Here is a 12,535-nt window from a genome sequence, read left to right as displayed (position 1 = left end):
AAAGGGCAACCCGGGGGGCGATCTCTGCGTCTTTGAGGTCCGGGGGCGCCCGAAACAGGGCGCGCACATACGCCGTAAAGTGTCCCGACCGGGCTACCGGGAAGCCGGACCACCGGGCACCGCACCAGAACAGAAGGGGGAGGGCGATCGGATGCCGCAGACCGAGACACCAGGCATCGAGGCGGACCGCCGAACCCGGTTGCGCTGGTGGACCGAGCTGCCGCTGATCCTCATGGTGTACGCCTCGTACTCGGCCGGCCGGCTGCTGGCCAGGGGCGACACGGCAAGTGCCGTCGACCACGGTCTGGCGATCCTGCGCATCGAGAAGTACCTGCACATCAACGCCGAGCACCCGCTCAACCGCCTGTTCACCCGCGAGTCCTGGATCGGCGTACCGGCCGACTTCTGGTACGCGTCGCTGCACTACCTGATCACGCCCGCGATCCTGATCTGGCTCTTCAGGTCCCGCAGCCAGTTCTACCGGGCGGCCCGCACCTGGCTGATGACATCGACCTTCATCGGCCTGATCGGCTTCACCCTCCTCCCGACCTGCCCGCCCCGCCTCCTCTCCCCCGGCTACGGCTTCGTGGACACGATGGCCGAGTACAGCTCGTACGGCTGGTGGGGCGGCGACGCGAGCGCGCCGCGCGGCCTCGGCGGGATGACGAACCAGTACGCGGCGATGCCGAGCCTGCACTGCGGCTGGGCGCTGTGGTGCGGTGTGATGCTGTGGCGCTACGGCGGGACGCGGCTCACCAAGGTCCTCGGCGTCGCCTATCCGCTGCTGACGGCGATCGTGGTGATGGGCACCGCGAACCACTATCTCCTCGACGCGGTCGCGGGCGTGGTCGTGATGGGGCTCGGGTTCCTGCTGGCGCCGCAGGTGATGAAGGCCGCGGACCGGATCAGGGCGCGGTTCGAGGGGCGCGGATCGCTCGTCGCGGCCCGCTCTCGTGACACCGCGTCCGACATCTCCCGTGATGCCTCTCGTGACGCCTCTCTCGGCTCAGAAACCTCAATTGTCAGTGGCGGATGCCAGACTTCCCCGGGTGAGCGAATTCCACGGCAGCGAGAGTCACAGCTCGGTACCGGAGCCGAGCCGAGTGCCTCCCCCACGGACGCGGGGGACGGCGCTCCGGCACCGGCTCGCTGAGCTGCGCGGCCCGGACGTCCCGGCCAAGGCGCTGGACGCGCGCGCCCTCGCGGCGCTGGCGGCGAACCCGGGCTGCAAGCGGCGGGCGATCCTGGACGGCGCGGGGGTGAACAAGGCGGTGCTGGCCGACGCGCTCGGCTCGCCGTCGGCCTTCGGGCAGTCGCAGTTCGCCTTCATGCGGGGCAATGCCTTCGAGGCCCGGGTCAAGGCGGACGGCGGCGCGGAGCTGCTGCGCCTGGTGCACGAGAAGCTGGATCCGGGCGCCGAGCCGCCGACCCGCGCGCGGGTGCCCGAGCTGACGGCGATCGGCCCCGAGGGGCGCGCGGCCCGTACGGCGCTCGCCCTGCGCGAGGCCACCGAGGCCGCCGCCTGGACGTTGCTGGACCACCCGATGCTCGCCCTCGACGTGGCGGGCTCGCCCGCGTTCCTGGAGCCGGACGCGGTCGTCGTGCACCCCGACGGCAGTTGGACCGTCGTGGAGATCAAGTCCTTCCCGATGCTGGACGGTTCGGCCGACCCGGCGAAGGTCGGCGCGGCGGCCCGTCAGTCGGCGGTGTACGTACTGGCACTGGAGGAAGTCGCCGCACGCCTGGATCCCACTCCCCGAGTCCGCCACCGCGTCCTCCTGGTCTGCCCGAAGGACTTCTCCAACCTCCCCACCGCGTCCGCCGTCGACGTCCGCAAGCAGCGCGCGGTCACCGGCCGCCAACTGGGCCGCCTCACCCGCATCGAGGACATCGCCGACTCCCTCCCCGAGGGCACCTGCTTCGCCCCCGACCGCCCCGCCGCCGAGCTGACCGCCGCGGTCGAGTCGGTCCCCGCGGCCTACGCCCCCGAGTGCCTGGCCGCCTGCGAACTCGCCTTCCACTGCCGCGACCACTCCCGCGCGTCCGGCGCGGTCACCACCCTCGGCCGTTCCCTGCGCGCCGAGTTGGGCGACCTGACGACGGTCGACGAGGTCCTGGCGGCGGCCCACGGCCAGGCAGGCGACCCGGACGACCCGGCGGTGGCCGCGCTGCGCAGGGCGGCCGAGTTGAGGGCCGAGGCGCTGGAGGGCGCGGCCGAACTGCGGACGGCGGCGCTGAAGGGCGCGGCCGAGCTGCACCTGACGGCGCTGGAGAGCGCGACGGGCGGTGTGCCGCGATGACTGCGATGACCTCAATGACCGTGATCCCGTACACCACCGTCGCCGCACCGGCGGCACGCCGGCAGCCCACGAGTCGCGGCCCGCACCACCGCACCCCGCCCCCGGTCACCCACCCGGAGGGGACCCCGTGTCGCTGATCTCAACTCTCGCCCGCCTGGAGGCCGTTCGTACCGGCCGCGCCCAGCCCGCCGCCACCGTCCGCCACCGGCACCTCTCCGAGCACCCCCTCGTCCTCGTGCCGCTCACCACCGCCGGTGAGGCCGGGGCGCCCCTCGGCGCGCTCGTCGGCACGGACCGGGACGCGCCCCGCCTGCTCGTCGTACCGCAGCCGCGTGACCGGGACCTCAGGTTCGCGTTCCTGGCCGAACTCGCGGACGTCGTCCTGCCGTACATCGACACGTACGCGGACGACGTGGAGGCCGCCGAGCGCAACGAGACCGATCCGGAGACCGGCAAGCGGGTCAAGGTCGAGGTCGAACTGTGCGCGGACGCCCCGCAGTTGATCGTGCCGAGCCGCGCGGGCATCGAGTTGGTACGGCTGCTCGGCCGCTCGATGCGTTTCCGGCGTACAGCCGAACAGGACCCGGAGACCCCGCACCCCGCGCCCCCGCGCGTGCCGTTGCTCGGGCGCTGGCTGACCCACTTCGGGGAGCGGGCCCGCGTGCCCGGTTCCGCACTGCTCCTCGCGCTCACCGAGGTGCTCGGCCGGCACTGGGCCACCGGTCAATCCAGCCTGGAGGACCAGCACTTGGCCGCGCTGCTCGCCTGGATCGACCCGCCGGACGGCGTCTCGGGCGCCGAGGCCGCGCTCGCCGCGGAGCTACGGCGGGACGCGCGGGGCCAGTTGGTGTGCCCGCCGGCCGGCCCGGCCACCGACCCGGCGTTCGACAACAAGCTGCTCGCCCCCGCCATCGAGCGCTACGACCGCGCCCGCACCGCCCTCGCCGCCGCCGAGGACGGCCTGGAGGCCGACGACCGGCTCGGTGAACTCACCGCCGCCGAGCGGGAGATCAGGGCTCTCGTCGAGAGTGTCACCCGCCCCACCTGGGACGCGGTGTGGCACGGGATCGACCTGCTGCGAGCGTTGCCGGAGGGCGCGCACGCCGTCGACCGGTGGACCCGCGACCGCTGGTCGTTCACCGGCCACCGGGACCGGATCGTCGCCGGCGAGCCCCCGCAGCCGCGCCGCGACGACGCGGTGACCGCGGCCAACAAGCTGGCCACGCGCGAGCGCGAACAGGCCCGTCTGGATGCCCAGGAGGCCCTGGACGACCCGCTGGTGATGGCCGGGCGGCGGCTCGCCGGGGAGGCGTTCGCGGGCGAGGTCACGGATGTCGTCATGGCGTACAGCGAGGGCAAGAGCCCCCGCCCGCGCCCCCTGGTGACCGTGCGCACGGACGACCGGCCGCATCTCGGGGAGCGGGTGAAGGTGTTCCGGTCGCTTGCCGGGAAGCCGCAGTCCGCGGAGTTCGTGGGCCACGAGGAAGAGGGTGCCCTCATCGTCCTCCGGGTGGTCGACAAGATGGGCCGCGGCAAGGAGCCGGAGACCGGTTCCGTGCCGGAGAAGGGCGACAGGATCTGCTTCACGCTGTTCGAGCACGAGCAGCGGGGCGGCGCGAAACTGCCCGACCAGGAGGAGACACCGTGGACGCACGGCGGCCCTCCGGGCGAGGAGACGGCAGTGCAGGAGTCCGCCGACCCGGTGACCGAGGAGGACGTGCTGTGACCGCCGTGTTCGACCCCGGTGCCGAGGCCGGCCGCGCGACCGACGCGATCCTCCGTGACACCCTGCACGGCACGGCTCGCGGGGTCGTCGTCGACTCCCCGCCCGGCGCCGGGAAGTCCACGCTCGTCGTCCGCGCGGCCCTCGAACTGGCCGACGCCGGGCGGCCGTTGATGGTGGTCGCGCAGACCAACGCCCAGGTCGACGACCTCGTCGTCCGGCTCGCCGAGAAGAACGGCGAGCTGCCCGTGGGCCGTCTGCACAGCAGTGACGCGGACCCGTACGACAAGGCGCTGGACGACCTGCCGAACGTACGGAAGTCGGCGAAGGCGGGCGAGCTCGCCGGGCTCCCGGTCGTCATCTCGACGGCGGCCAAGTGGGCACACGTCAAGGTGGACGAGCCGTGGCGGCACGCGATCGTCGACGAGGCGTACCAGATGCGCTCGGACTCGCTGCTGGCCGTGGCCGGGCTGTTCGAGCGGGCGCTGTTCGTGGGCGACCCGGGCCAGTTGGACCCGTTCGCGATCGTCGGCGCGGAGCAGTGGGCGGGCCTGTCGTACGACCCCTCGTCCTCGGCGGTGACGACACTGCTCGCGCACAACCCCGAACTGCCGCAGCACCGCCTGCCGGTGTCGTGGCGGCTCCCGGCATCGGCAGCTCCGCTGGTCTCGGACGCGTTCTACCCGTACACCCGTTTCCGCAGCGGCACGGACCACGGCGACCGGCGGCTCAACTTCGGTGTCCCGTCAGACGGTTCGGGCCCGGACCGGGTCATCGACGAGGCAGCGGAGTCGGGTTGGGGCCTGCTGGAACTGCCCGCCCGCCACACGCCCCGCACGGACCCGGAGGCGGTACGGGCGGTGGCGACGGTCGTACGGCGGTTGCTGGACCGGGGCGGCGCGGCCACATCCGAACGCTCACCCGACCCCACCCCGCTGACCGCCGACCGGATCGCGGTCGGCACCGCGCACCGGGACCAGGCGGCGGCGATCCGCGCGGCGCTGGCCGAGTTGGGCGTCACGGACGTCACCGTGGACACGGCGAACCGGCTCCAGGGACGGGAGTTCGACGTCACGGTGGTCCTCCACCCCCTCTCCGGCCGCCCCGACGCCACCGCCTTCCACCTGGAGACGGGCCGCCTCTGCGTCCTCGCCTCCCGCCACCGGCACGCGTGCATCGTGGTCTGCCGGGCCGGTGTGACCGACCTCCTGGACGACCATCCGTCGACGGAGCCGGTGCAGCTGGGGGTGACGGTGAAGTTCCCGGACGGGTGGGAGGCGAATCACGCGGTGCTGGCGCATCTGGCGGAGCACCGGGTGAGCTGGAGACCGTGAACCGGCATTCCGGGCGCCCGGCCGGCGAGCGCCCCGCCGCCTTCTCGCCGGACGGAGTCCGGCACGCCGCCGGAGGCGGCCAATAGAAGCAGCCCGGACGGGTGGGAGGCCAATCACGCGGTGCTGGCGCATCTGGCGGAACACCGGGTGGTCTGGAGACCCTGACCGGCGGCTCTCCGAGGTCCGGTCGGCCGGTGATGAGTACGGTGCCTGGCTGCTGGGAAACCCCTCACAGGGTGCCGGAGCCCGTGCCCCAGGGGTATGCCCGGGGCCCCTTGCGCGTGCAGGGGACAATGGACGGTGGTCCCGCTCATGAGGCGGGTCATCGGTGACGTACGAGGAGGAGAAGACATGGCGGAGCACACGCCGCGTCGCAACGAATCGCGGCTACGCCCCGCGCCCCTGCTCTTCGAGCCCGCACAGGCGGCCGAGGACCCGGAGCACTTCTTCGACCTGGAGTCGATAGACGATCCCCGCGCGTTGCTGGCCCGCGCGACAGAACTGACGCACGCCTTCCGCGCCGCGACCGACCGCGCGGTGGAGTTCCAGGCGATCGCGGCGGCGCAGCTCGCGGATCCGCGCCGGTTCGACCGGCTGACGCCTGCGGACATCGCCGAGCAGGCCGAGTGGACCGAGGACTACGCCAAGAAGATGGTCGAGTTCGGGCGGGATCTGCTGCGCGGCACCGAGGGCCGGGACAGCGGGGCGGCCGACCCCGTGTGACGCAGGGGCCGCACCACTCCCGCGTCGCCCCACCCGTAACCAGGAAAGAACTCCTGGCATATGCCGATCGGGCAAGATACTCCCTCCCGCCCCCTCCTGTCCCGATTTCCGACAACCCTCGGAGACCGGACGCTCACGGCCGGTAGATCTATGTGCCATGAGCACACAGGACGAGCCCTTCGCCGACCGCTTCGACATCTCGGGCGTCACCTCGGACGGTGCCGCCTGGCTCGCCTCGGCAGGAACGTATCCGCGCAGCGCTCTCGCCCTCTGGAGGGAACGCCCTGACGCCCCGGTCGTCCTGCCCTGCGGCACCGCCTTCGACGTGGTGAACGCCCCCGCGATCTTCGGGCGCCGTATGGTCGACCGCCTGTGGGACGAGGGCCCCGGCTCCGGACCGGTCGCCACATACCGGGGACGGATGATCCTGTTCGCCACCCCGGGTACGGCTCAGCGGCTGCCCTCGCTGCTCGGCTGGGAGGAGTGGGGCACGCGTCCCGGAGAGCACAGTCGTACGGGGTCGGTGCCGCCGCTGCTGTGCCACGGCACCGGCGACGCGGTGACCGTCCCGGCGCTGTCCGGCGCGGCTGCGTCGGCCCCGTTCGACGCGCGCTGGCTGGTCGCTCCGGACACCCGTCGCCCCTGGCTCCCGGGCGCCGAAATCCTGCTCTGGGCGGCCGTACGCGCGGCCCGGACCACCGTGCGGATATCGATTTTTCCTCCCCCGGATCAGGATGCTAAGGTCTACGACGTCAGCAGGCGCCGCTAGCTCAGTTGGTTAGAGCAGCTGACTCTTAATCAGCGGGTCCGGGGTTCGAGTCCCTGGCGGCGCACTGTGTGTGACCTGGGCATCCTTCTCATTGGAAGGGTGCCCTTGGTCGTTTTCGGAGTCGGATGCTAGCGAGGGGCTAACGGCGCCGTCGTCCGGCTGCACGGCAGGCGGTTGGGAAACGAGCGCGGCAGCGGCCTCAGCAGCCTGGCGGGCGATCTCCGGCAGTACCGAGGTGTAGGTGTCGGCCGTGATATGCATCGTCGAGTGTCTGAGCATGGCGGAGACCACCTTCATTTCGGCTCCAGCAGCGAGCGCCAGGGTGGCTGCCAGATGACGCAGGTCGTGCAGACGGACCGGCGGCAGATAGCCAGGGTGCGGATACGGCCGGAGCGGATGCTCCGGAAAGAGTTGGTACCAGGTGTGTGGGTCGACGATGCCGTTGGCCTTGAGCCCACGGACTCGTTGGAAGCCGGTCACCGCCCGCCGCGTCAGCGGCCCGAAGAACCCATCTACTGGGAGCCCGAGCGTCGCTTGGACATCCTCTACGGCCGGGCCGGTATCTCCCTCGCGGAGGGTGTTGGCCCGCTTGATCGTCCGTACGAAGTGGCGGCTGACGTAGTCGGGATGCAGTGGCTTGCCGGTCTCGGTGGTGAAGACGAAGTGGGTGTCGGTCCAGGCCGGCCCCAGCAACTCCCTCTCCTCCAACTGCCGTTGCCTATGCGCCCGCAGCACCGTGACGGTCACGGAGTCCAACGCAACGATGCCGTCACTGTCGTCCTTGGGCCGGGTGACGGCGGTCTCCCATCCCACCTGCACGATCTGCTGGACGATGGCGAGCGCGCCCGCATCCAAGTCCACGTCCGGCCAGCGCAATCCGATGCCCTCACCCCGGCGCGGTCCTCGGAAGACCAACAGGTGGTAGTAGGCGTAGAGCCGGTCGGCCGTCATGAGGCCGAGGAAGGAGCCGGTCTGCTCGGGCGTCCAGACGGCGACCTTCGGGCGCCTGCCAGAAGCCATCCAGTCGATGACGCGTGGGACGGTCCAGACGACTGCCTTCGGTCGGGGCGCATTCTCGACTTCGACCGCCAGGGCCGGGTTGTCGATGATGCGGCGCTGACGTACGGCGGCATTGAGCGCTGCCCGGAGCGTGGCATGGATGCGTTGCAGTGTCGCCGGGCCGATCGGCCGTGGAGTGGTAGCGGCGCTGGCCACGATGGCGTCGTACGCGGTCCGAATCTGAGCCGGCCTGAGCTTCTCCAGCGGGATGTCACCGAGCTGGGGCCCCAGGTAACGCCGGATGAAACCCTCATAGGAACGGCGGGTGTTGGCCGCCAGCTTGCGCTTGCCACCCATCCACTCGTCCAGCCACTCGCCGGTGGTCTGCTCCATCGTGAGGGAGACGCCTGCGCTGAAACGGCGGCGCACGTCGGCATGGTCCGGCAGCTGCTGATAACGGCGGTAGTGGTCGCGGATGGAGGAAACGATCTCCAGCCGACCCGCATCGTCATCGGTGCTGGGTATCTCCAGGAGCTGGATGGCTTGCCGCAGCTCGGCGACAGCCGTGGTCTGGCTGGCAAAGCCACCACGAGTGATCTGCTGCCGCCCATGCTCCCGGCGGCCCGCATCGGACAGTGGCACATCGACGACGTAGGACCAGGTGCCGTGCTTCTTCGGGCAGGCCAGGCGCTTACCGGCCGCGTTGCGGCGGACCGGACACTTGCAGCGCTTATAGGTGGTGCCTTGCATGACGCACGCCTTACCTTGCGGTCTGCGCGTCGTCAGGATGGACCCCGCGCAGGTCGTGTTCCAGCTCGGTCAGCAACTCCCGGGTGATGTGGCCTCGCAACGTGGCCAGTTGACCCTTTGATGCCTCGGGCCGACGCTCCTGGAGTCGCAGATCTCGCTCCTGCGACAGGGTCCGGTCCCAGCGTTGCAGCGCCACCAGGTTGACCCACTCCGGCGACGTTCCGATCTTGCGGGCTACGTGCCGTTCGGCCTCGCCGACGCTGGCGACCGCCCGCTCGACCAGGGCAGGGTCTGCCTGCCCAGATCGCTGAACCTCCGCCAGGAAGTCAGATGTCCGATTGGCCACTGCCAGCGACTCGGTGATCTCGACCGCCCGCTCGGGCAGGGCCTGCACAGCAGCCGTGTTGCCGGACAGCAAGGCCTTCACCGCGGAAACCGTGAGCCGCACACCAGGCGACAGCTCGACGAGGTCATCCGGCGCTCCGGCTACAAAGTCGGCCGGCGGCACCTCGAAGGAGAGGGCCAGCAACAGCACTTCCTCCAGCGCTATACGCCGAGCCCCCACTTCCGCCTGCGCAACAGTCCCCCGAATCCAGGTCGTCAGACCGTGCTGCTGAAGCAGCGCGGCGGCCTCTTCCTGCTTCAGGCCGCGAGCTTTCCTGATCTCTCGCAGGCCGGCTCCGAGTACCTGCCGCAGTGTGTGTGGCGTCTGTTCCATGAGGTCACCTCTGGGAGAAAGGTGCCTCAACGGTACGTCCTGATCTGCTCATGAACAAGAGCGGTTGACTTGTAACAAACCAGGGCGGATCATCTGCTCTCAGAACAGAGCACACCACCGCAGGTGAGGTGAGCCGCATGGTCGGCATGACCCGGGCCGAACTGCTGGAACTACCGGTCGCCATAGACCTCGTCACCGCCGCCCGCGCCCTGGGCATAGGGCGCACGCGGGCCTTTGAGCTGATCCGGCGTGGCGAGTTCCCGGTGCCAGCAGTACGCGTCGGTGCAACGTGGCGGGTGCCTACCGCGCCGCTCCTGCAACTTCTGGGCCTCTCCGCTGACCGATAGACCCGCAGCTCCTCGTCCAGCGAGCGCGCAAGTGGTCTACGTTGAGGTCGAGTCCAAGCTCATTCCCAAAGGAAACAACGGTGTTTGGCGATAGCGAAGCGCAGGGGGCAACGCCTCCGGATCCCTTGGCCGCACTGGCGGAGGCCGGGGCCACGGCTCGATTCAAGGCGGGCGAAGTCATCCTCCGGGAAGGCGAACCCTCGACGCATGCCGTACTGCTACGCGAAGGCCACGCCAAGGTCATCACACACTCCGCCGACGGCACCGAGGTCGTTCTCGGACTGCGAGGCAGCCCCAACATCGTGGGCGAGCTGGCAGCCCTAGACGGCCGGCCACGGTCGGCCACCGTCGTCGCCATGACGGAAGTACGAGCCGCAATCGTCACAGCCACCCAACTCGGCGAATTCCTTGCAGCACACCCGACCGCAGCGGCCAGCGTGTTCCACACAGTGGCAGCCAGACTCCGCGAGTCCGATCAACGGCGACAGGAACTGACCACTCAGCCGGTCGCTCAGCGCGTAGTCGCCCGGTTGATCGAACTGACGGAGGAGATTGGCATCCCAGGCGACGCCGCCGGAGTAGTGCGCCTTGACCTGTCCCAGCAAGAGCTGGCGTCCTGGGCTGGAGCATCACGCGAAGCGGTCGTCCAAGTCCTCAACAAGCTGCGCCAGCAGGGCGCGGTGTCCACCGCCCGACGGCAGATCATCATCAAAGACATCGACAGCCTCAAGGCAATGGCTGCCGACTGAGCGAGCCGAGTGGTATTTTTACTCACAAGAAGCGTTGAGTAGTACCACTCGGGGAGCGTGGCCGCTTGCACCAGCAGGTAAGCCGGATCTTCTTCGGCATCGACATCGCAGGCTTCAACCGCGCCGACCGGTCCGACTGCGTAGGTCTCGTCATGCGGCGGACAATCTACGATGCGCTTCAGCGCGGACTCGACGACGCCGGCATCCCACCCGAGCGTTACGAACTACTGGACCGCGGTGACGGCGTCATGACCGTCCTTGATCCTTCCGTGGGCATCGCCGGACTCGTCCACACCACCATCCCAACGCTCACCACAGCTCTACTCGAACACAACAAGTTGGCCCACCGAGCCCACCGCATCCAGCTCCGCGCCGCCCTGCACTGCGGTCAAGTCGTCCGAGACAAACACGGTTACGCGGGCCGGGACATCAGCCACGCGTTCCGACTCCTGGACTCACCTGAACTGCGCGTGGCCCTGGCGAAAAGCGACGCCGACCTCGTCCTGGCGATCTCCGGCTCGGCTCGACTCATGATGTCGCCCGACTACCCCTCCACCCAGCTGGCACTCACACCTGTCCGCATCACCACCAAGGAGAGCTCGGCGCAGGCCTGGTTCACCGAGGTCACACCCAATCCCGCCCTGTCTCGGTGACCACAGCATGGACATAACAACAGCCGCCCGCGCGTTAGCCCTTCCACTGCGAGCGATTCCGGCAGTCCTCTTGGTCGTCTTCGCCGGAGTCTTGGGTCTGGTCGCACTGGTGTGCCGATCCGACCGCCGGGAGTACGCAATTGAACTGACTCACGTATGGATCACCGCAGCCTGCGTTATCGCGACCGGCCAGAAGATAACCATGATCCGCCGGAATAGTCGGGTTAGCTGACCACCAGAGCCTCATCCGTGAGTACCGCCGGCACGGGCCGCTACAGCCCAGCCCTACCCACGATGGTCCGAGCCGAGCCGGTCTCTGCGCTATAGCCTCACGCCCCTGTCTCACCGGCGCGATGCCCTTGCCCCTTAGGCGACTTGGTCAACCCAACGCATCATCAGATGTCAGTGGCGGGGTGCAAGATAGACCGGAGACAGAGGCAACCTCGCTGTGCAGAACGTCACGCGGCCAGACCGGGACGGCATGAGCACACCAAGAGATCTGCCGTAACCGTTCGCAGGCCGAAAGGATCACGTTCAATGTCTGACAGCGTGGACCTCAAGGGTCTCCTAGGCGATCTAGACAACAAGGTCAAGATCGAACTGGAGTCAAACCCAGAGGTGGTAGAAAAGGGCGACGCCCTCGACATCGAAGATCTTCCGATTGAAGCGCGGAAATGGTTCAAACTTGACGACGTAGTCGCGGTAGTAGCCGACCTAAAGAACTCAACGCGGCTCGGCACTGGCAAGCGGGCGGCTTCTACTGCCAGCATCTACGAGGCCACTACCGGTGGAGTCGTAAAGGTCTACGACCGATTCAATGCTGACTTCCTCGCCATTCAAGGCGACGGCGCATTCGCCCTCTTCTGGGGCGAGAATCGCTACGAGCGCGCTCTGTGCGCTGGTATCACAGTTAAGACCTTCAGTGTCGAGCTCTCTAAGCGACTTGAGAAAAAGTGGCCGGATGCTCCCGAAACAGGCTTCAAGGTAGGAATTGCAAGCGGACGCATCCTGGTCAAGAGGATCGGGACGCCGCGGAACCCTGCCCAGCAGGAGCCTGTATGGGCCGGCAAGCCTGTCAATTATGCCGCCAAGTCCGCCCAGATGGCCGAGCGACACATGATGATTGTGACAGCGGGAGTATGGAAAAAAGTACAAGCAAACGACTTCCTCGCCATCAGCTGTCCTTGCGGGAATGGACCAAGTTCCACGATCTGGACTGACGTAGACATCGAACGCGTTCCGGAGGAAGACCCCGAGGCTCAGGGGAAGCAACTTGTATCAACCTGGTGCGAAACTCACGGCGCGGAATATTGCGACGCCATCATGGCGGGTAAGCGAAAGCGTGATGACGTCACTGATGTACGTAAGGCCATGGAGCAGGATCAGATGAGGCACGCCCTGCTGGTAGTAGAGCAGCAGCAAAAAACTGACCGGTCAGCCCGCCGAAGGGGCATGAATTGAACTTCGGCA

Annotated in this window: 11 protein-coding genes, 1 tRNA gene and 1 pseudogene; 11 read left to right on the top strand and 2 right to left on the bottom strand. The window is 68.8% G+C overall.

Annotated elements, in window-relative coordinates; genetic code table 11:
- The first annotated feature begins 151 nt into the window (after positions 1 to 151).
- The 7 genes from OO70_RS13640 (at position 152) to OO70_RS13615 (ending at position 6,913) form a co-directional block, all read left to right on the top strand.
- A complete protein-coding gene (locus tag OO70_RS13640; protein ID WP_043669211.1) occupies positions 152 to 1,153 on the top strand; it encodes a phosphatase PAP2 family protein in 1,002 nt (333 codons plus the stop codon).
- Positions 1,104 to 2,300, top strand: a complete 1,197-nt coding sequence (locus tag OO70_RS13635) for a hypothetical protein (protein ID WP_051741176.1) — start codon at positions 1,104 to 1,106, stop codon at positions 2,298 to 2,300. The genes OO70_RS13640 and OO70_RS13635 overlap by 50 nt, the downstream gene beginning before the upstream one ends.
- Before the next feature lie 127 nt (positions 2,301 to 2,427).
- Positions 2,428 to 4,026: a hypothetical protein gene (locus OO70_RS13630; RefSeq protein WP_043669208.1), complete on the top strand. Its 1,599-nt coding sequence runs from the start codon at positions 2,428 to 2,430 to the stop codon at positions 4,024 to 4,026.
- The gene (locus tag OO70_RS13625) at positions 4,023 to 5,357 is read left to right on the top strand and encodes an AAA domain-containing protein (RefSeq protein ID WP_043669205.1); all 1,335 of its coding nucleotides are present in this window, start codon (positions 4,023 to 4,025) and stop codon (positions 5,355 to 5,357) included. The genes OO70_RS13630 and OO70_RS13625 overlap by 4 nt, the downstream gene beginning before the upstream one ends.
- Before the next feature lie 351 nt (positions 5,358 to 5,708).
- Positions 5,709 to 6,080, top strand: a complete 372-nt coding sequence (locus tag OO70_RS13620) for a hypothetical protein (RefSeq protein ID WP_043669201.1) — start codon at positions 5,709 to 5,711, stop codon at positions 6,078 to 6,080.
- Positions 6,081 to 6,237: 157 nt separating this feature from the next.
- Positions 6,238 to 6,849: a bifunctional DNA primase/polymerase gene (locus OO70_RS51795; protein ID WP_063749712.1), complete on the top strand. Its 612-nt coding sequence runs from the start codon at positions 6,238 to 6,240 to the stop codon at positions 6,847 to 6,849.
- Positions 6,840 to 6,913: transfer RNA gene (locus OO70_RS13615), tRNA-Lys, on the top strand. Before OO70_RS51795 ends, OO70_RS13615 begins: the two co-directional genes overlap by 10 nt.
- A gap of 356 nt (positions 6,914 to 7,269) precedes the next feature.
- Here the strand turns inward: OO70_RS13615 and OO70_RS57040 are convergent.
- A pseudogene (locus OO70_RS57040) lies at positions 7,270 to 8,241 on the bottom strand (peptidoglycan-binding protein); the annotation flags it as partial.
- Positions 8,242 to 8,608: 367 nt separating this feature from the next.
- On the bottom strand, positions 8,609 to 9,316 hold the full coding sequence (locus tag OO70_RS13610) for a helix-turn-helix domain-containing protein (protein WP_043669197.1): 708 nt from the start codon (positions 9,314 to 9,316) through the stop codon (positions 8,609 to 8,611).
- Between the two features lie 137 nt (positions 9,317 to 9,453).
- Between OO70_RS13610 and OO70_RS13605 the strand changes: the two genes are divergently transcribed.
- The 4 genes from OO70_RS13605 to OO70_RS54555 all read left to right on the top strand — a co-directional run bounded on the left by OO70_RS13605 (position 9,454) and on the right by OO70_RS54555 (position 12,526).
- A complete protein-coding gene (locus OO70_RS13605) occupies positions 9,454 to 9,663 on the top strand; it encodes a helix-turn-helix domain-containing protein (RefSeq protein WP_106971675.1) in 210 nt (69 codons plus the stop codon).
- A gap of 80 nt (positions 9,664 to 9,743) precedes the next feature.
- Positions 9,744 to 10,412: a Crp/Fnr family transcriptional regulator gene (locus tag OO70_RS13600; RefSeq protein ID WP_158711467.1), complete on the top strand. Its 669-nt coding sequence runs from the start codon at positions 9,744 to 9,746 to the stop codon at positions 10,410 to 10,412.
- Between the two features lie 65 nt (positions 10,413 to 10,477).
- A complete protein-coding gene (locus OO70_RS13595; RefSeq protein WP_043669194.1) occupies positions 10,478 to 11,065 on the top strand; it encodes a hypothetical protein in 588 nt (195 codons plus the stop codon).
- 537 nt (positions 11,066 to 11,602) lie between these two features.
- Positions 11,603 to 12,526, top strand: coding sequence for a hypothetical protein (locus OO70_RS54555; RefSeq protein ID WP_158711466.1), 924 nt, complete (start codon positions 11,603 to 11,605; stop codon positions 12,524 to 12,526).
- The last annotated feature ends 9 nt before the right edge of the window (positions 12,527 to 12,535 follow it).

Source organism: Streptomyces xylophagus, assembly GCF_000716435.1.
In the GTDB taxonomy this organism is placed as follows: Bacteria; Actinomycetota; Actinomycetes; order Streptomycetales; family Streptomycetaceae; genus Streptomyces; species Streptomyces xylophagus.
This window is presented reverse-complemented; position numbering and strand designations above follow the sequence as displayed.